Origin of the sequence: Microcoleus sp. Pol17C6 (assembly GCF_036701145.1) — a bacterium.
Taxonomy (GTDB): Bacteria; Cyanobacteriota; Cyanobacteriia; order Cyanobacteriales; family Microcoleaceae; genus Microcoleus.
The window spans coordinates 1-18,417 of record NZ_JAUBQH010000071.1; the positions used below are offsets into that span (position 1 = coordinate 1).

Here is an 18,417-nt window from a genome sequence, read left to right on the forward strand (position 1 = left end):
GAGCAAATTAGTTCGTTGTCATCTTACAAGTTTATTCTTGAAGCCCTATTCTATGCAGCTTCATATTAAATTGGTATCAAGCCTTTGCTCAATTTTAACTACCGCATTCAAATCTCGCAGGGAACTAAGCCACTCTGCGAAAGGATTTCTACCGTCTGGGGTAATATAACGTCTAATTTCCCTCGGTTGTACTTCCATAAAGTCGATCGTACTTGCACCCTCATCTTAATACGGGCGATCGCCCCGTCTCCAACCTTCTTCACCAAGGCCAACTCAAGATCGCCGATCGAAAAAAACTCTGCCGTCAGGCGGGGTGTAACGCTCCATTTCCCTCGCTGGCGCTTCCATAATCTTGATTTTAGCGACGCTCTCACTCCAATCTGGCAGCCACGCCCGATCGCCCCTTGACTTCATGCGCTACAATTATTAAGAAATCTTTAGTTAGATCCGTTTAACGCTCCAGACGCATTATGAGTCTTCCCATTCGCAACGTCGCCATCATTGCTCACGTCGATCACGGCAAAACCACCCTTGTGGACGCTCTCCTCAGACAGTCCGGGATCTTCCGCGAAGGGGAAGAAATCCCAGATTGCGTCATGGACTCCAACGACATCGAGCGCGAACGTGGCATTACCATCCTTTCCAAAAACACCGCCGTCAGGTACGGAGAAACCCTGATCAACATCGTCGATACCCCCGGACACGCGGACTTCGGCGGAGAAGTCGAACGAGTTCTCGGCATGGTTGACGGCTGTCTGCTGATCGTAGACGCCAACGAAGGCCCGATGCCGCAAACGCGGTTCGTGCTCAAAAAAGCCCTAGAAAAAGGACTGCGCCCGATCGTCTTTGTGAATAAGATCGATCGCGAGCGAGCCGACCCCCACAAAGCCGTCGATAAAGTTTTGGATCTGTTCCTCGAACTAGGCGCTGACGACGATCAGTGCGAATTTCCCTATCTCTTCGGTTCCGGCTTAAGCGGTTACGCCAAAAAACACCTCGAAGACGAAGGGGTCGATATGAAGCCCCTCTTTGAAGAAATTCTCGACCACGTACCACCCCCCGTAGGCGACCCCAACAAGCCACTACAACTGCAAGTAACCACCTTAGATTACTCAGAATACGTCGGTCGCATCGTCATCGGCCGCATCCACAACGGCACGATTAGAATCGGTCAACAAGCAGTCTTAATCACCGAAAGCGGCGCGATTGTCAAATCAAAAATTACCAAATTGATGGGCTTTGAAGGCCTGAAGCGGATTGATATCCCAGAATCTTCTGCTGGTAATCTTGTCGCCGTTGCTGGTTTTGCTGATGCGTATATTGGCGAGACAATTACCTGTCCCAACGACCCGCAAGCACTGCCTTTAATCAAAGTAGACGAACCAACTTTGCAGATGACTTTCTCTGTGAACGATTCGCCGTTCTGCGGTCAAGAAGGTAGTTTAGTAACATCGCGTCAAATTCGCGATCGGCTAATGCGAGAACTCCAAACCAACGTCGCCTTGCGCGTCGAAGAAACCGAATCTCCCGACAAATTCCTCGTATCCGGCCGCGGCGAACTCCACCTCGGAATCCTGATCGAAAATATGCGTCGCGAAGGATACGAATTCCAAGTATCCCAGCCGCAAGTAATCTACCGCGAAATCGGCGGTCGTCCCTGCGAACCCTTTGAATGTTTGGTGTTAGACGTACCCGAAGAAGCAGTCGGCGGCTGCATCGAACGCCTAGGTCAGCGGAAAGCAGAAATGCAAGATATGCACGTCAGCAGCACCGGTCGCACCCAAATCGAATTTTCAGTCCCCGCTCGCGGTTTGATTGGATTCCGAGGCGAGTTTATGCGCTTGACTCGCGGCGCTGGAATTATGAACCACAGCTTCCTCGACTATCGCCCCCTCGGTGGAGAAATTATCGCCCGTCGCAACGGAGTATTAATTTCCTTTGAAGAAGGAATTGCAACTACTTATTCACTGAAAAATGCTGAAGACCGTGGCGTATTTTTCATTACCCCCGGAACCAAGGTTTACAGAGGGATGATTATCGGAGAAAACAACCGAGATGAAGACATGGAGCTGAATATTTGCAAGTCGAAGCAGTTGACAAACCACCGCGCATCTGGCGGTGAAGAATTGGCGCAATTGCAAGCACCAGTCGATATGAGTTTGGAACGCGCTTTGGAGTACATCGGCCAGGATGAATTGGTGGAAGTAACACCGAAATCAATTCGCTTGCGGAAGGTTTCTAAGAAGTTGGTCAAACGCTAAAACAACTTGTATGGTGCGCCTCGGCGCACCTTACTTTCTATCGACAGTAAAAACCTGCGAAAAATTTCAAAATTATATATTATCCAATTGTGCTTTGGTTATTTTACTTAATTATCTACTTATCAACTGATATTTATTATTAGATGTTTCCCGCAAAGCCTTTAAATACTATGCAAATAAGATCCTCAGAGAAGCACAAGTATTCCGATTAGATAAAACCTTTTCAACATTAAGTCGATCGATAATTTGATCGCCGTTTTCCTGTTTCTTAAATCTCGAATATATCTGTTTTAGTTCACCTTTGGGATGACTAATAGTTTTATTTTATTCTTTATTTCTATATCATAGTCTGCCTTTTCTGTCAATCGACACATCGGGCTTCTCATGGGCGATCGCGCGCTGAACAAAGTCACACAATATGTTTTAATTTATATTTGAGCAAAATCCAAACAAAGCCAGCCATGAGTCCTAAATCAATAGCCGTAATCAACTTCAAAGGCGGTGTCGGAAAGACCACCGTCACTTGGAGTCTAGGAAATATTATATCCCAAGGAACAGACTTAGAAGTCTTGATGTTAGACTTAGATCCGCAAATGTCGCTCACAGAGGCGATCGGACTTAACGAAAATACAGGTCATTTAGATGACAAATTTGGTAAGTGGTACGAAAAATCTCTCAAGCATAGACTTACAATTTACGACGCTCTAGAAGTCTTTAAAAAAGCCGGACAGAATTTTAAATTTCCCGTTGGTTTCGACACCATTTATCAGATTGACGAACAGTTGCATTTTGTCCCTTCAGTTGAAGAATTGTATTGGTTGGATATCGATGGATTTGAGGGTAAAAGTGTTAAAGACTTTATCCGCAGATTCATCGGCAAAATCGCCAACTCTGCCAATCTCCCCAAATACGATTTGATGCTGTTTGACTGTTCGCCTTCCTTCAGTCTTCTCACCTACAGCGTACTCTCTTGCTGCGACTTAATATTAATTCCCGTCAATCCCGATTATTTTGGTTCTAGGGGATTGAGTTTAGTTTTAAACTCGCTCCAGAAACGGATTGAGCCTTATCCGTTCCCCAAGATAGCAGTCTTTATGAATAAAGCTAAAACCTATGGAGGATTGCTGACAAATGAAGTTCAGTTTTACATGAGAGAAGTAAAGAGACTTTGCGATGAGATATCAAAAGATAATAACATAGAAGTTAGATTTTTAGAATCGACTATTCGCGAAAGCGTCGGCCTAAAACGGGCGATTAATGAGGGTGAACTGCCGCGAGAATTAGTTAGAGAATTTGAAAAACTATGGCGCGAGTGTGAGGAGTATCTGAAATGAGTAAAAAAGAAACTTTGGCTGCTTCCGAACAAGAAAGCGGGGGGTTGGTTGAGGAAATTGGCGAACTTAAGGAAATTTTGCGGGACGTTGCTCGAAAATTAACCCGGCTTGAGACTCAAGTCAAACGGGGAGTGATTTCTGCTGGCTCAAAAACTTCGGATATTCCCAGGGGTGCTGATGTTAATAAACCTGTTAATTTATCGGCTGCCAATGTTCTAGAAGTTTATGAAGAACTGCGTTTACAAGCTAAGAATGGTAATGAAGAAGAGGTGAGGAAAAAACTGTTGGCAATGAGTGCAAGTGACTTGAACTTGATGTGTTGCGAGTTAGGGATGCCGCCCAGCAGCAAGAATCCGTCGCGCAAAAAAATGTTCGAGCTAATTATTGGCAGAATTAAACAGAGTTTGAGGCTATCGAGACATATCGACAGACAAACACTTTGAATCGGGCATTGCGAATCGGGCATTGGTAATAGCTTGGAGTTAGAATTTGCCATATCCCTGCAGGACTTTAAGAAGTCGGAGATATGAGGACTGAAGACTGTGAAAATTTAAAAGTAAGGAGATGATATTGACCAAATGCTTTTGAATAAATTATTGCGACTTAGTTCGATCGCCCTCATCTCCCTAACACTCTTAATCAGCTTGTTTTTGAGCCTTCAAAGCCCTCCCCCAACCGCAGCCCAAAAACCAAGGATACTAGCGTTTACCGCCCTCCAGATGCGCGGCAGCGAGACCATATCTAATTTATTTGCAGTCAATGCTAACGGTTCCTCCCGCCGCGAACTTGCACCCAATATAGATGTTAGCCCTACCCTTGTTTGGTCGCCCAACGGCCAGCGACTGGCTTTCGTGAGTGGCGATACCGATATTTATACAGTCAACGCTGACGGTTCGCGACTAACTAAACAGTTTGCTGGGGATGCTTGCAAAGCAGCTAATTTTGCAATAGCTTGGTTGTCCAACAGCCAGAAACTTGTTTTTGCCCGTTCTTGCGACGGTTTTACCTCTGATACTCCCGGCAGTCAGTCACTTTATATAAGCGACACTTCTGGCATTAAAGGAACTAAATTAGTTCGGAATTTGAAAGTAGGAGGACAGCCGCCTAAAACAGAAATTTCATCGGAATTTTACATTTCACCCGACGGCCAGCAGGTAGCATTTGTCAAGGATAAAAATATCTACAAAATGAATACCGACGGTTCGGAAATGACCAAACTAACTAAAAGTCCCGGCGAATATATATCCGGCGGAAGTGAACTTGTTTGGTCGCCCGATCGCACAAAAATTGCTTTCCTGTTCGGCGCGTATCCGAAACAGCAAATTTACACAATTAATGCCGACGGAACCAACCTCAAGAATTTGACCAACAACCCGCAAAATGAGGTTTACAACGTCAAACTATTTTGGTCGCCCGACAGCAACCGCATTGCTTACTATTACAATAAACCTGGCGATTCATCAGGCGAACAGCAAGATATCTACCTGCTCGACATTAACCGGGGGACAGCCAACAACCTCACCCAAAAACCCAGAAACTACGGCGAACTTTCGTGGTCGCCGGATGGCAAATTTATTGCTTTCGTCGCTGGAGAGTTCAACAATCAAAAACTCTACACAATCAATGCTGACGGAAAGCAGCTAAATCAACTAGCTACCCGGCTAAAACCGTCGGGAATTTCAGAATTAGCTTTGTCTAGTGACAGCCAGCAAATTGCTTTTATATTTAACGAAATCCAAAGAGACAAAAGCAACTTGTATGTAATTAATCGGGACGGTTCGGCATTGACTAAATTGACAAACGACCAGGATTTGAATGCTAGCCATCCGGTTTGGCAACCGCAGTAAAGTTAAGAGCCACAATATGCTGTAGGGGTTGATTTTAGCACAGATAAACCCAGAACGGTGGGCTATCTTTGCACCGCCTTGGAGCGAAAGCGGGTTACTGAACAAGAAAGAATCCACCAAACTCAACACTCAAAACTATTCTCAAATTGGGGAAGATGCAATAATTTTTTTCTCCTTTAATGGCTGGTGAACTTGCAATTCATTTGACTCAACTTCCTGGTGTTTTTCATCCTGCACCTGTTTATCAATTTTGGGCAACTTTAAAATCGCCCCAGCTAAAACCCAATAATACACGGACACTGGATCTACATCCAGCGGATAGTATTGAGTATTGATCGTAATAAATGCAACAAACACCCAAAAACTAGCTCCGTAACTCCGCAAACTTTTGTCCTTGACAGATCTGTAAGCTCTAAAAGTTAGAAAAGCTAAGTGTAAAAGCATGAGCTGAAAACTAATCATTCCCGGATAACCGAGTTCGTATATCAACTTAGGTTGGAAAGTTTCAATTAGCTGCGTGGCACCAAATATTCGCGTTGAATTAGTGGCTCGTCCCACACCTCTACCGAGAGGTTTGTCAATGATAAAATTGTTGCTCTGCTCGAACTGATTAAAGAGAAACTGCTGGGGCGGTGCAGCATTCCAGCGACTAACAAAGCTCTCCCACCGCTGCTCGACAATTCCCGGGTTAATAGCTGCACCGACAAACAGCAGAATCGCCAGTCCTGCACCGACGGGAATAAATCGTTTTAAATTAACTAATTGACCGGTGAGAACTAGCAGGATAGCTGTAGCAACGGGAACCATAACTAAAGCAGCTCTTTGACCGGAAATAACTGCATTGGCAAATACTAATGCCATGCCAAATAAACCGATAACTCGCCACCAGAATGAAGGATCGCAAAAAGCAGAGGCAAAGGTTAAAAAAGCATTAGAAATTAAAAACCACGCCCACTGCCAAGGCGCGACAAAAGTTCCCGGCAAGCGGACCATCTTGACTTCTGGACTGAACACCAAAGAACCGCCGACAAAACATCTAGCTTCCAGCGTTGCTTTATATAATTCGGCTCCGGTCATTCCTCTGGTTCCTGCACACTTTCCACTTTGCAGCAACAGGTACTGAATCAAACCGAGAAGGCAGCAAACGATAGCCAAAACGATGTGCATTCGACTAAAAAATACCAAATCCTTCTTAGTGCGGAGCAGATAATAGGTAGAAGCAATCAGCGGTATGTAACCTATCAATACTTTTAATCCGAGAATTCCTTGCAGAATTGGTTTGTCGCCCGCCCTAGGGTTGAGCTGCATCTCCCCGTTGACAAAAATTAAAGTCAGCATTGCCATCATCAACAGGATGCTGAAGGTAGAAAGCATTTGTTTGGGAATGAACAGGGGCAACTGTTTCTTTTTGCAGCTTTGAATTAGGGCGATGAGAGCTGGTATGTAGAAAGCATCTTTGGCTACTTGAAAAGCAGCATTCCCGCCGCCAATTGCGTAGGTAATTGTACCACTGAAAGGCAGGTAAATTAGAAAAGTCCACAAAGCTTGACGGGGGTATTTGTAGGAAAGCAGCAAGATGGCTGCGGCGGCGCCTCCTGCAATAGCAATCTTAGGGCCGGCTACGAAAAACAGGGGAATGCTCAGAGCAACGCTGACTAAGCAGCTTATGGCGATCGCCTGCACCAATTCATTGCGCTTTTCTAAAATTTTGCGTTTTTGTGCAGCTACTTCTTTTTTGCTGAGCGCTGTTGTTTTTTCGCTGTGCTTGTGTTTGGATTTCTTGGATTTGCGCTTGGTTTTCAACATATAGCAGAAGCAAGAAGGAAAAGGGAAGAGGGAAGAAGGCCCTTCGACTTCGCTCAGGGTAAAAAGAGGGAAGAGGGGAGAGGGAAGAAGGAAGGAAGAAGGAAGAGGGACTTAGTTGCCTAAGAGAGAAAGAAGAAGAAATCGACCCCTTATGTTTGTGCAATTAAAAACGTCCTCCCGTGAGGGCAGTTCCTATAATTTTTATAAGGCACTTATGTTGAAGGCGGAAGACACTCTGATATAGAAGGCTGGAGATGTAGAAGGTAGAAGACAGAAGGAATAGAAGCGAAAAGATTTCGGCAGATGTGGTTACTTATTTTTAAAGTCAAGATCGAGAAAAAGTCTCGGTTTAGATTGTCGGTGTGACGCGGGCACAAATTACACTGGCGACCTTGTAGAATATAACTGCTGCATCTATAATGTACAAAAATGTACAAATCTCGAAAAAATAATTTTAATGTAGCGGTGAATATGAAATTAACAAAATTTGTATCGATCGGCATTGCCCTACTTTTAGGATCAAGCGGGAGCATATTATCTAGCAGTAGAGCATTAGGGGCCGAAAAAGTTGTCCTCACATTTGGCCCGATCAGACAAGCCATTAATGTCAGCGACTTAGAAGAATTTGCTAAAAACGGCACGACGACGCCAACCCTCCAACAAATTATCCGGTTCTCCAAAATGGACGCGCAAATGCTGCGGGGGTTCATGGGTTTAGAAATTGGTTTAAAGCCTTCTAATCTGGCGAGGGTAGTTTACAGCACCCCGGGAGAAAAAATCACTGACGACATCGGTCAAGCAATTCGGACTCAGCGCCGCACAGAAAGCGGAAAAGCTCTGCGGGCAGCGGTGATCCTGGCATCCGGGGATGACGGTAAAGTATCGCTGCTGGAAATCCTGAAAAAGTATCCTCTCAACGAGGTTTACGTAGATGTTGCCAGCCTTCGCACCGCTGTTGGGAAAGTTCAGAGTATAGCCGGAACTCTGCGAAGCCTGCTTCAAGATGTGACGAGATCGACAACTCGCACAACTGAAACAAATCCCACCGAAAGTCCGATCGAACCTCGCCGCAGCGTGCAGCCAACAACTCCGCCTCCAGCGCCGCGCCGCGCCGCCCCCTTGCCAGCACCCGCACCGCAGCCTGTGACGCCGGTCAGAGGGCTTTGGTAAAAAAATCATAAAGGTGTCCTAAAGGCGGGTTGAAGCGGCTGTTGTGGCATTCTGCAGACACTTTTGAGACCAAACCCGCCCCGGCCTAACCCTTATCCCAACCCCAAGAGGGTTAGGACTTTTGTGAAAACTCCCAAAGCAATCAATTTTTCTTTAGCAATTTTTTGAGCAACTTAGGAATCTCTGAAGGCCGAGCCGCCACAGGTATGTCCGCCTCTTCAAAGGCAGCCATTTTGTTTGGGGCCGAAACTCCAAAGGCTTTCTGGGCAGCCGCCCGAGAACTGATCAGGATGCCGGCGTGGCCCAAAGACGGCCCCTTGGGAGCGTAGCGGCCGGCCAGATAAGCAACCACGGGTTTGTCGATCGCCGAAGCGATGTAAGAAGCAGCAGCTTGTTCACTCCAGCCCCCAACTTCCCCTACCAAAACCATCGCTTCGGTACTGTCGTCTTCGTCCAAAAGTTGCAGCCACTGCATAAAAGAAGAACCGACAATGGCGTCGCAGCCAATACAAACCGCCATCGACTGTCCCAACCCAGCCTCCGTAAGTTCTAGGGCAACTTCGTAAGTCAAAGTGCTGCTGCGGCTGATCACTCCCACCGGGCCGGGAGTGTAAAATTCCTTGGGGTGAGTTCCCAGCAGCAGTTTGTCGGGCACAATAATCCCCGGACTGTTGGGCCCGATTACCAAAGTTTCGGTAGCTTCTGCTTTTCTGACTAAGTGCACCATATCCAGAGGAGGCACTCCCCCAGTAACGATCGCAATTTGCCGAATTCCTCCGGCGATCGCTTCTAAAGCAGCATCCAGCACCGAGTAAGCGTCTACCAAAATTACCGCAGTGTCAACGTGACCCACTGCCGCCACTGCTTGTTCTACCAAATCAAAAATCGGAATTCCCTCCACTTCCAGCCCCCCCCGACCGGGACTGACACCGGCGACTACATTCGTGCCGTATGCTTTCATCATCAGGGCGGCGCGGGTGGACGCGGGAGATTCTGTAATGCCCTGTACTAGGACTTTGCTTTCAGGAGTTAAATTCATTTTTTCCCACTTGACACTCGATCTGTAAAAAGCAGAAGGCCTTCATCTGTACAGAAATCTCATTTTTTGCCGATCGACTGCCGCTACTTGACGGAGGATACAGAAGCGGCCGCGGCCTCATCCAAAGTGCTAGCTAGCTGCACAGGCAACTGTCCCAAACGCTTTTTAACAGCATCAGCATCGATCTCTACCAGCCGGAGCACAACTTGGATGTGGCGGTTAGCGCGAGCTTTCCGTTCCAAATAGCCGGCTACTGCAGCGATTATTTCCTCGGTTTTGGAGGCGCTGCCCAAAATATTTACAAGTATCACCTTAACGCTTTTATCCTGAGCGACTAACTCAAGACCCAACTCCACGCGATCGCGCAGGGCATTTGCTGCATAGTAGCGGTCTAGGGAACCAATATTCACAAAATTAGCTGGTTTTCCTCCTTGGTGGGTTACAGCATCTAGAGTTGCCATTGTCAGGCCCACTCCGTTGCACAAAATCGCGATATTCCCGTCTAGTTCGATTAATTGCAGGGATTCGGAATTCGAGATTGGGGATTTAGATTTGGGGTCAAACTCCGGCGACTGCTGAACCTTCGAGTGGGAATGGGGACTTCTTCTTTCCCGTGCCAACCCGCTGCTTTGCCTCTTTCCCGATAGTGTTGCCAAATCTGGATGCCGCCCCAAGGCATCGTCGTTGGCGGTGACTTTACCATCTAAAGCCATTACCTCTCCCGTCGGACTGATGCCGAGAGGATTGATTTCTACTAGGTCTAAATCTTTTTCGACAAACAGCCGGTACATTTTTTCGACAATGGTGCTCACCGATTGAATCAAGTCTCCCTGCAATCCCATTTTCAGCGCCAGACGCCTCGCGTAGAATGGGGAAAATTCTTGATCTACGGCAACTTGCTGCATTTGCTCGATCGACCCTTCGACATCCATACCTCCTTGTCTCGATCCCAGAAGCACCGGGCGGCGGGCTACCGGGTCTAGGAGTACCGCTAAGTACAATTCTTGGTCAGCGTTGTACTTTGCTTCTGCCAGTAGAACTTGGGGATATTCATCCTCGATCGGCAAATTAAAAATTGTTTGAGCCGCTGCTACTGCATCGATCGTATTTTCCACAAACTTGATACCGCCCGCCCTGCCCCGTCCCCCAGCCCGCACTTGCGATTTGAGTACAACGGGGTAAGGAATTTTCAATCCTTTGAGGTCGGCGGGATTGTCAATCCGCTGCGACGGCAAAATCGGAATTGCCATCTGGCGAAATAAAGATTTAGCTTGGTACTCTAACAAATCCATTTATCAATTACGGGTGACGGGTAGTTGGCAACAAGCAATTCGTCCTAATTGGCAATTCATAATTAATAGATAGTAATTGGTTTTTTGTCAAGTTAAAAGTTAAAAATTCTCGCTTTTATCTTTTAATTTTCGACTTTTGTATTGCCGATTACTTATTCGCTATTACCGCTCGCCGATTACCTATTACCTAAGCTGTTTTCAAGTGTTTTTTTCTCGGAATTGCCAAATTTTACTCTTAGGCTCTGGCGGGGAGATATTTGGCGAGCGTTGGTGTTTTTTTGTCTCGGAAAATCGTCGGACGTTCGGCGATACTGTGCCGAAATATTTCTGCGAATTGTTTACTTGATGCTATTAACAGCCCCTTGATGGACGGTTTTGACCCATTTAAGCCGCTTGGGCCGTACCGCAATCCGAGCCGTCACAGTCCCTACCAGCAGCCAGTGGAACATATACACAGTACCCCGCAGCGTTTGCAGTAAGGTGAGAAAAACTCTTTTAACGTCAAATTTGGTCTCTTTGCGAGTGCGGCGCAAACCGACAAACATTCCCACCACCGACAATGTAAGCGTCATAAAAGTTATGGGACTGGCGATCGGCATTCGGCGCAGCGCAATTGACATCACAAAGTCGGGTAGCGCTACTGTGGGTAAGAAATATTGAGATACCCAAAATCCAAATAAATCCCAAGTTTTCCCAGTTCCCATGCGGTTCCGCAAAATTAGCCGCCAGTAGTCAAGATAACGCTGATAGCCACCTTCTGCCCAGCGATTGCGCTGGTGCCACAGAGCGCGAGCGTTAGTGACTCCTTCTTCTGACACGGCTGGGAAAGCGAGAAATTCAATGTCCCATCGGTTTAGGTGCAGCCTCACCGTCAAATCCAGGTCGTCGGTAATCGTCTCCTCGTTCCAGCCTCCGCAGCTTTCCAAGGCGGTGCGGCGCATGAATTGGCCGTTACCGCGCAATTCTCCAATGCCGCCGATCGCAATCCGCTGCTGCTGGAAAAAACTGTCGAGAGCCATTTCTGCTTCTTGGCCACGAGTCCAAAAATTTACCGAAGCATTGGCGATGGCTTTTCTGACTTGCACAGCCCCTACCTTTTCTCCATCGAACACTGGCAGCACCCGGCGCAGCAAATCCGGCGTTACCGTCGCGTCGGCGTCAAATATTCCCACAAATTCCCCGCGAGTCAGTGGCAACACTTGATTCAGGGCTCCAGACTTGCCGCCGCTGGCATTTGCTCCTCTGCGAAATATTTTGAGCTGGGGGTACTTTTTGGTTAGCTGTTCCAATACTAGCGGCGTGGCGTCGCTGCTGTGATCGTCGATCGCCCAAACTTCGTAGCGGTCGATCGGATAATCTACATTGCAGATGGATTCTACGAATCGGGCAATCACCGCTTCCTCATTTTTAGCTGCCACCAGCAGCGACACGTAGGGCCAATCCTCTCGACTTTCATCGGCCAGAGGCGGTAGTGCGGGCTTGGGTTCGGCAAACAACACTCGAAATGCTTGCATCCACAGCAGTCCCGTCAACCCCCACACTACCCACGCACCCCAAGAAATCAAGTGCAGGGCGATCGTGCCGGCCCAAATCGCAGTCAGCACTGCTGCGGCTTTTCCGCGCCGTCCCCGGTACAGATTTTGAGGAAAAGAGGGAGTTCCCGGCACAGACACCGCCACCGGGAGTTCTGCTTTTGTTTCCGCGTCAAACACCCTGTCGCCAATGTCTGGTATAGCAAATACTTTGCTGAGCTTCGAGTGCGAGGTCAAACTCTTGAGCTCTTCTTGAGCTAAATCAGAGATGTCCAAGTTAAGCTCGCTGCGAGCGTCGTTTTCTGGCCAAGAACTCTCCTGCATAGGTTACTTGATTCAACCACCAATAGTTTTTGATTTTAGATATAAGCATCTACTGTATCAGTTTCTGGGCTTTTGTCGAAAGCGGACGGGAGGACAACCAGCGGGTTCGGTGCTTGTACGGCCCTGGTAAACGGCTACTGTATAGAGTATTTGGGTTGACTTTTGCTTGCGATCGACCAGGAATATCTGTTAGTTTTTTCTGGGGATCTAAACTATCTGTTAGTAATAATTGTCTGAGGTGGAAATATGTCTATTCCTCAACTCAAGCCAGCCGATGACAAAGAAGTGAAAGTCTACGCGCCTTTCTGTCAAGAGCCCAGGCGCAAGTTTTTACCGCACGCTATTGGTCTCTACAAGCTCAAAAGCTTGGAGGGGGCAAGAAAAATTGACGGCGGGGAGAGCGTGCCGTTTGTCGCTAGTTGGAATATCTCGTCGCTGCCGATCGATTTAACCCGCTGTCGGGTGTTGTTTGACGGCAATGCTGAACTCAGCTACGAAGTGACTATGCAAAGCTCTGAGTTTGTTAGTTGCTTAATTGAGGTACTTCTGACTTTTCAGCGAACTCGTACTGTCGATTTTTCTAAAACGTTTTACCGCAAGCTGATGCGAATGGATGAATAACTTTCACCGGAGCCGCACTCCCGAAAGTCCGCAATTGACAATCAAGCAATTTAATCCGGGGCCCCCGGATTGAGTCGTGGATCGAGAAAAAAGCTCCTCGCTCGCGATCGCCAGCCCCCGGATTTATCAGTGGGGTCGCTTTCTTCAATCTAAAATCTAAAATCTAAAATCTAAAATCGATTGACGGGCGCTATAACTGGCGCACCAATAGTGTAACGCCTCGACGGCAACATTACATGATTGGTGCGCCAGCCCTATTTGAGAAGTGGAAATAGTAAGTGAGTTCTTGGATCATTCTCAATAATCCCTTTGGGGGTCAGCACTTATCCCCATTGCTAAAGTAAATCAACCGCAATTGTCGGTTGAGGGTGATACAGATTTCGCGTAGGGACTCAGGCCAAGCCTGAGTCCCTACCTGTATTTCATCCAATTGAAAACTTCTGTATTTGTTGTGGGACAAGCCCGCCTATTTCGGACATTGGTGCTGTGCGAGTACGCGCGAGCGAAGCTATCGCCGTTAGGCGAATCGCGCCGTCCGATTTCGTTCAAATTTTGCGACTAGGTAGCTGAGAGGAAAGCGCTGTATATCCGCCCAAGGAAAATCAATCTACAGCCCTTGAACTGCGATCGGGCTAGCATCGCAATCAGCCTTTGGGCTGCCGAAATTCCAACCCACGCCGCCCGAAAATTTATGTATTGAGAAGCTAGAAGCCCGATCCTAACAAGCTTATTGCTCGCAGTGCCACCGCTCAGTTTTACTGCGGGCGATCGCCAGAATAATTAATAACTAATCATACAACCTATCCATTTTTAATTATATGCAAAACTGCTTAGGCAAGCACCGTGCTTTCTTCCTATACAATTCTCTATTTAGCCCAGAAAAAAACTATCCTAAACCCTCTAACTAGGCTTTCAAGGTAAGCTAGCCCATTTTTACAGTGTTATTTTTATTCGATAAAGTTCTATGTTAATATCTAACTTACGCAATACGAATGGGTGAAAATCTTAGAATTAAAATCGGTTGTTAAAGGAATTAGGGGGCGATAAATACGTCTTAAAAACGGCTGGTACAACAAACAATTTAAAAACTGCTTCCCCAAAATCAAGTAATAAAAATGGGAAGCAAAGGGTTGGAAACAGGTGAATAAAAGTTTTCAGCAAAAAAAGAATATGCCCAAAAGCGACAAAATCGAGTATAATAATATTGCAAAATTGAGTCGCAGTTCAGAAATACTGTAGAAAAAACTAAATTTATTGAAATAGACAGGTGCAAATTGAGGATTGAAGGCGTACCCAAATTGACTAAATATTTGCTGATCGGTTCCACAAAAGCTTACAGCGGCAAGTCGGCCATCGCCTTGGGGATGGCACTCGGACTCCGGGAAAAAGGACTGGCCATCGCCTACGGCAAACCTCTGGGAACCTGTTTCAGCTCCGAGGGAGCTGGGATCGAGGACGAAGATGTACGGTTCGCGGTAGAGACGCTGAAGCTCTCAGAAAGTCAGATGCCGTCAACACTGCTGTATTTGGATGAAGAGACAGTTCACAAGCGTTTGCGGGGAGAAGACAAGACAGATTACCGCCAGTCTTTAGCGCAATATTTGCAAGCTCCCAGCGGAGACTTGGTGCTGTTAGAAGGCCCAGCTAATTTGGAGGAAGGCAGTCTGTTTGACTTGTCTTTGGCTCAAGTCGCTGAGGCAGTTGATGCCTCTGTGCTGTTGGTAGCCCGCCCGATCGATCTTTATATAGACGATTTGCTGTCGGCTAAACAGCGTTTGGGTTCGCGGTTGCTGGGCGTGGTACTCAACGACGTTCCCTCGGACAAACTAGAATCCGTAACGGGGACTGTGCGGCCTTTTCTGGAGGCTGCGGGTATTCCAGTTTTGGGAATGCTGCCGAGAAGTGCTTTGCTGCGAAGTGTCAGCGTCAAAGAATTGGTGCACCAATTGAAAGCTGATGTGCTCTGCCGTAAAGACCGTTTGGACTTGATGGTGGAAACCTTGACAATTGGCGCGATGAATGTTAGCTCTGCTCTGAAGTATTTCCGCAAAGCGAGAAATATGGCGGTGGTGACGGGGGGCGATCGCACGGACATTCAGCTCGCAGCTCTGGAGAGCTCGACTCAGTGCTTAATTTTGACAGGCCACTTGCCTCCTTCTCCCCTAGTGATTGGCAGGGCAGAAGAAATGGAAATTCCGGTTTTGTCTGTTGATTTGGATACCTTAACCACGGTAGAAATTATCGACAGCACCTTTGGCAGCGTGCGCCTGCACGAACCGATCAAGGTGGAATGCGTTACTCAGCTAATGGCAGAACATTTTGACCTTGATGGCATGATGGCATCCTTGGGCCTGAGCGATCGAGTCGATTAATAACAGAGCCGGAGCTGAGGGAAGAAGGTATTCGGCAGAGAGAACTTTTTGTTTAAATAAATAAAAAGCCAAAATTCTTAAATTCTCAATTTTTCTTGAATTCTACCTTGAGCTCCGGCTGCCGAATGTCTTCAGACATTCTGCCTTCTGGCTTCCTCAAATCTCCCGATCCTCTAGTCTGATCCGGTAAATCAGCAATTCTTAACTTCTTTTTGGCGGCAATGGCTAGTGAGTCTGCTAAAATCCACAACGTAGTTTTATTTAATTTAATAAATTCTTTGAGTCAATCAATTGAGCTACCCAGAGTAGATGATTTTTTACAAGAACTTGCGGCGATCCAGCAAACCAGCTCCAAGCGGATTGCTCTTTTGGGTTCTCGCCACGTTCCTATTACCCACCAGCAGCTAATTGAGATGCTGAGCTACGCCATAGTTCTGGGAGGCAATCAGCTCATCACTTCTGGTGCAACAGGCACCAATTCAGCAGCAATTCGGGGAGCAATGCGAGCAGATCCAAATCTGCTGACGGTGATTTTGCCACAAAGCATGAGTCGCCAGCCTCGGGAGTCTCGCGACCAACTCGAACAAGTGATACATTTGGTAGAAAATCCCAAAAATGATAGCTTGTCTCTCCCGGAAGCAAGCGCCATGTGCAATCAGGAGATTATTTCTCGCTGCCAGCAACTGATATGTTTTGCTTTTCACGAAAGCCACACTTTGCTGAAAACTTGCCAGGATGCGGAGGAACAGCGCAAGGTAGTTACTCTGTTCTATTTTGATTGAACTGCGAGGCCGATGATGCTGTTGGGATTACCTGTGTCGGTTATTCTGCTTGATTGTATTGCTGCTGCTGCTGCGCTGGTTTACGCACCGTTTTTGGTGGTTGCGTTCGCCCGCTTGCAGCTAGGCTACGACCAAGCAGCCCCCCGCGCTATGTTTGAGAGGTTGCCGGCTTACGCTCAGCGGGCAACTTGGGCTCACCAAAATTCGTTTGAGACGTTTATGCTGTTTTCAGCGGCGGCTTTGATGGCTTTTGTGACGGGGGTAGATTCGGAACCGGCGGGTTGGGCTGCGATCGCTTTTACGATCGCCCGGTTGTTGTTTTCGGTTTTCTATATTCTGAATGTGCCGCTGGGGCGATCGCTCATGTTTGCGATTAGTTCTTCTTGCACAGCTACTTTATTCTATTTCAGTTTAATGGCTGTTAATGGCTAATTGTTATTAGTCACGGGTCATTAGTCATTAGTTAAGAGACGCTTAATTAATGACTAATTACCAACTACCAACTACCAATTACCCATTACCAACTACCAATTACCCATTACCAATTACTAATTTATGGCTGCTAGTTATTCCTTTGATATTGTCAGCGAGTTCGATCGGCAAGAATTAGTTAACGCTGTTGACCAAACGGTGCGGGAAATTCAAAGCCGTTACGACTTGAAAGATACCAAAACTACTGTAGAATTGGGCGCTGAAGCAATTACTATCAATACCGACAGTGAATTTACTCTCGACGCGATTCACACAGTTTTGCAAACTAAAGCCGCCAAGCGCAATTTGTCTCTGAAAATTTTTGATTATGGGAAAATTGAAGCTGCTAGTGGTACTAGAGTACGCCAAGAAATCAAACTTAAAAAAGGGATAGACCAGGAAATTGCCAAGAAAATCACTAAATTAATTCGAGATGAGTTTAAAAAGATTCAAGGCTCGATTCAAGGTGATTCAGTGCGCGTTTCTGCTAAGGATAAGGATGATTTGCAGTTGGTAATTCAACGGTTGAAGCAAGAAGATTATCCGATGGCTTTGCAGTTTACCAATTACAGGTAAATTTTTGAAAGCTAACTATTGGATTCCCGGTTATGCGATCGCATCTTTGAGTGCTATAGAACTTGCCTTGCGCTTGCTCGGATTCGGAAATCCTGCCTTGCTGCAAGCTGATGCTAATGCTGGCTATATATTTGCACCAAATCAACTTGTATATCGCTTTGGGAATAGAGTTGAGTACAATCAATTTTCTCAGCGTTCTGAACAAATCGATTCAGCAAAGCCTGAAGATACTCTCAGAATTTTGATGATAGGAGATTCGGTTCTAAACGGTAATAATACCACCGATCAGAAAGAAACTCTTCCAGAATTGTTTGAAGCGCGTTTGTTGGGCATAAAAAAGCAAGTTGAGGTGCTGAATGCTTCGGCAGGTTCTTGGGGAATTGGCAATCAATTGGGATATATTCGCAAGTTTGGCACTTTTGAAAGCGATGCTGTGATTTTGCAAATTGGTACTCACGATTTGCTACAACCTCCAAGTAGCAGCGCGGGGGTGGGAAATGACCCGCTGATGCCGAATCGCAAACCGTTATTGGCAATTCAAGAAGTGTTTCAAAGACACGTTATTCGCCAATTGTCAAGTGTTTTTGTATTGAATTCTCCTGCGGCGGGAGTGCCGGTGTCGGAATCACAACGGTTTATGGAAAATATGCAGCGATTTGAGCAAATAGTTGCTTTGGTGCGAGCTAAGAATATTCCGTTGTTTGTGTTGTATACTTGCGATCGAGCGGATTTACTGCCCGTACCGAATCAGCCGAAGTTTAAATCCGAGTTTGTCGATCGGCTAAAAGCTTTAAAAATTCCAATCATAGACACTCATGCAGCCTGGTCAAAATTGCCGAAAACGAGGGTAAAAAGTTATTTTCGGGATGGCGTACACCCCACAGCCCCAGCTTATGAATCAATAGCAGATTTAGTGTTTCAACAGTTGTGTATACAGAAAAAATTGGTGGCGTGTGGCGGGAAGAAATAAGCTGCTTTATAGCCGAAGGA

Annotated in this window: 17 protein-coding genes; 11 read left to right on the forward strand and 6 right to left on the reverse strand. The window is 46.6% G+C overall.

Annotated elements, in window-relative coordinates:
* Nucleotides 1-107: 107 nt before the first annotated feature.
* Entirely contained in the window at nucleotides 108-374 is a 267-nt protein-coding gene (locus QUA25_RS29590) for a hypothetical protein (protein ID WP_445242251.1), read from the reverse strand.
* 96 nt (nucleotides 375-470) lie between these two features.
* Between QUA25_RS29590 and typA the strand changes: the two genes are divergently transcribed.
* The 4 genes from typA (at nucleotide 471) to QUA25_RS24910 (ending at nucleotide 5,442) form a co-directional block, all read left to right on the forward strand.
* The gene (gene typA / locus QUA25_RS24895; protein ID WP_333041979.1) at nucleotides 471-2,261 is read left to right on the forward strand and encodes a translational GTPase TypA; all 1,791 of its coding nucleotides are present in this window, start codon (nucleotides 471-473) and stop codon (nucleotides 2,259-2,261) included.
* A gap of 461 nt (nucleotides 2,262-2,722) precedes the next feature.
* The gene (locus QUA25_RS24900; protein WP_333029965.1) at nucleotides 2,723-3,595 is read left to right on the forward strand and encodes a ParA family protein; all 873 of its coding nucleotides are present in this window, start codon (nucleotides 2,723-2,725) and stop codon (nucleotides 3,593-3,595) included.
* Nucleotides 3,592-4,038, forward strand: coding sequence for a hypothetical protein (locus QUA25_RS24905; protein WP_333041981.1), 447 nt, complete (start codon nucleotides 3,592-3,594; stop codon nucleotides 4,036-4,038). Before QUA25_RS24900 ends, QUA25_RS24905 begins: the two co-directional genes overlap by 4 nt.
* A 135-nt stretch (nucleotides 4,039-4,173) precedes the next feature.
* A complete protein-coding gene (locus QUA25_RS24910; protein WP_333041982.1) occupies nucleotides 4,174-5,442 on the forward strand; it encodes a DPP IV N-terminal domain-containing protein in 1,269 nt (422 codons plus the stop codon).
* A gap of 141 nt (nucleotides 5,443-5,583) precedes the next feature.
* Here the strand turns inward: QUA25_RS24910 and hpsL are convergent, their stop codons facing one another.
* Nucleotides 5,584-7,248: a hormogonium polysaccharide biosynthesis protein HpsL gene (hpsL, locus tag QUA25_RS24915; protein WP_333041984.1), complete on the reverse strand. Its 1,665-nt coding sequence runs from the start codon at nucleotides 7,246-7,248 to the stop codon at nucleotides 5,584-5,586.
* A gap of 471 nt (nucleotides 7,249-7,719) precedes the next feature.
* Here hpsL and QUA25_RS24920 point away from each other — a divergent pair, with 471 nt between their 5' ends.
* On the forward strand, nucleotides 7,720-8,418 hold the full coding sequence (locus tag QUA25_RS24920) for an alpha/beta hydrolase (RefSeq protein WP_333041985.1): 699 nt from the start codon (nucleotides 7,720-7,722) through the stop codon (nucleotides 8,416-8,418).
* Nucleotides 8,419-8,560: 142 nt separating this feature from the next.
* On the opposite strand, the gene QUA25_RS24925 is transcribed toward QUA25_RS24920, so the two are convergent.
* The 3 genes from QUA25_RS24925 to QUA25_RS24935 all read right to left on the reverse strand — a co-directional run bounded on the left by QUA25_RS24925 (nucleotide 8,561) and on the right by QUA25_RS24935 (nucleotide 12,605).
* Complete coding sequence (locus tag QUA25_RS24925) at nucleotides 8,561-9,457, reverse strand: CoA-binding protein (RefSeq protein WP_333041987.1); 897 nt, start codon at nucleotides 9,455-9,457, stop codon at nucleotides 8,561-8,563.
* A gap of 83 nt (nucleotides 9,458-9,540) precedes the next feature.
* Nucleotides 9,541-10,749 carry a succinate--CoA ligase subunit beta gene (locus QUA25_RS24930; RefSeq protein ID WP_333041988.1) on the reverse strand — a complete coding sequence of 403 codons (1,209 nt, stop codon included), beginning with the start codon at nucleotides 10,747-10,749 and terminating at the stop codon, nucleotides 9,541-9,543.
* Nucleotides 10,750-11,087: 338 nt separating this feature from the next.
* Nucleotides 11,088-12,605: a glycosyltransferase family 2 protein gene (locus QUA25_RS24935; RefSeq protein ID WP_333041989.1), complete on the reverse strand. Its 1,518-nt coding sequence runs from the start codon at nucleotides 12,603-12,605 to the stop codon at nucleotides 11,088-11,090.
* Nucleotides 12,606-12,851: 246 nt separating this feature from the next.
* Between QUA25_RS24935 and ebsA the strand changes: the two genes are divergently transcribed.
* Both ebsA and QUA25_RS24945 read left to right on the forward strand, forming a co-directional pair.
* Nucleotides 12,852-13,226 carry a type IV pilus biogenesis protein EbsA gene (gene ebsA / locus QUA25_RS24940; protein WP_006634686.1) on the forward strand — a complete coding sequence of 125 codons (375 nt, stop codon included), beginning with the start codon at nucleotides 12,852-12,854 and terminating at the stop codon, nucleotides 13,224-13,226.
* 1,274 nt (nucleotides 13,227-14,500) lie between these two features.
* Nucleotides 14,501-15,598: a phosphotransacetylase family protein gene (locus QUA25_RS24945; RefSeq protein ID WP_333041991.1), complete on the forward strand. Its 1,098-nt coding sequence runs from the start codon at nucleotides 14,501-14,503 to the stop codon at nucleotides 15,596-15,598.
* A gap of 85 nt (nucleotides 15,599-15,683) precedes the next feature.
* On the opposite strand, the gene QUA25_RS24950 is transcribed toward QUA25_RS24945, so the two are convergent.
* Complete coding sequence (locus tag QUA25_RS24950; RefSeq protein WP_333041993.1) at nucleotides 15,684-15,848, reverse strand: hypothetical protein; 165 nt, start codon at nucleotides 15,846-15,848, stop codon at nucleotides 15,684-15,686.
* A 28-nt stretch (nucleotides 15,849-15,876) separates the two neighbouring features.
* Between QUA25_RS24950 and QUA25_RS24955 the strand changes: the two genes are divergently transcribed.
* The 4 genes from QUA25_RS24955 to QUA25_RS24970 all read left to right on the forward strand — a co-directional run bounded on the left by QUA25_RS24955 (nucleotide 15,877) and on the right by QUA25_RS24970 (nucleotide 18,397).
* Nucleotides 15,877-16,380, forward strand: coding sequence for a hypothetical protein (locus QUA25_RS24955; protein WP_039887610.1), 504 nt, complete (start codon nucleotides 15,877-15,879; stop codon nucleotides 16,378-16,380).
* Between the two features lie 15 nt (nucleotides 16,381-16,395).
* Nucleotides 16,396-16,812 carry an MAPEG family protein gene (locus QUA25_RS24960; RefSeq protein ID WP_333042012.1) on the forward strand — a complete coding sequence of 139 codons (417 nt, stop codon included), beginning with the start codon at nucleotides 16,396-16,398 and terminating at the stop codon, nucleotides 16,810-16,812.
* 123 nt (nucleotides 16,813-16,935) lie between these two features.
* Nucleotides 16,936-17,427, forward strand: coding sequence for a YajQ family cyclic di-GMP-binding protein (locus QUA25_RS24965; RefSeq protein WP_333041995.1), 492 nt, complete (start codon nucleotides 16,936-16,938; stop codon nucleotides 17,425-17,427).
* A gap of 4 nt (nucleotides 17,428-17,431) precedes the next feature.
* Nucleotides 17,432-18,397, forward strand: coding sequence for an SGNH/GDSL hydrolase family protein (locus QUA25_RS24970; protein WP_333041996.1), 966 nt, complete (start codon nucleotides 17,432-17,434; stop codon nucleotides 18,395-18,397).
* Nucleotides 18,398-18,417 lie beyond the last annotated feature (20 nt).